Source organism: Aerococcus sp. L_32, assembly GCF_050689315.1.
This window is the reverse complement of record NZ_JBOEQF010000865.1, coordinates 1-783: the sequence shown is the minus strand read 5'-3', so window position 1 is coordinate 783 and position 783 is coordinate 1. Positions and strand designations below refer to the sequence as shown.

The window sequence follows — 783 nt, the reverse complement described above, 5'->3', positions numbered from 1 at the left end:
GATACCTTAACAAACCCATAAGGATTATTATAAATAATGGCATTATGAATTAGGTTGGTAAGTACCTGTAAAATCCTACCCCGATCTCCTCTAAAAGAAACATCTAGTTGGGAGTTATCATCTTTAACTAAATCAATATGTTTATCTTGTGCTCGTCCTCTTAGGTGTTGAAATACGTCTTCTACAAGCTCGTCCGCCTCTAACAATTCACTAGTATGTTGTATTTGATCCTGTTCAATTTTAGCCAGATCTAAAATATCCTTAATTAAAGAACCGAGGCGATTACTCTCTTTTTGCATAATTTTAACGAATTCCACTGCTGTATCGTGATCTTCAATGGCCCCATCTAATAATGTCTCAGTAAATCCTTGTAAGGCAGTGACTGGTGTTTTAAGCTCATGAGATGCGTTAGAAATAAAATCGCTACGAACTTTTTCCAAATGACGAATACTAGTAATATCATAGATTAAAAGAATAATTTGTTCTGAATCATTTGGATTTGTTAGTTCTTCATTGGTCTCAGTATCAAAGTAAGCATCCATTTCTTCATAGCTTAAATGAATAATATTCACATCCAAAATAACTTCTCTTGGATAATATAAATAAATTTCCTCATTAATTTTCTGTTTTGTTTTAGAAGCTTGGTTTAGCATTTGAACCAAACGATAACTTTGTAATACTTCTTCAAAACGACGACCTTCTATCTGCTCCTCTAGCCCTAGAATTTCATAAATAGCTGGGTTAGCTAAACGCACAATATGGTCTTTATCTACCATCACAACA

1 protein-coding gene is annotated in these 783 nt (G+C 33.5%); it reads right to left on the bottom strand.

Features of this window, described 5'->3' with window-relative positions:
• Positions 1–755: sensor histidine kinase (locus ACRCJ0_RS16975; RefSeq protein ID WP_431391328.1), on the bottom strand; the 755-nt coding region annotated here is incomplete at its 3' end.
• Positions 756–783 lie beyond the last annotated feature (28 nt).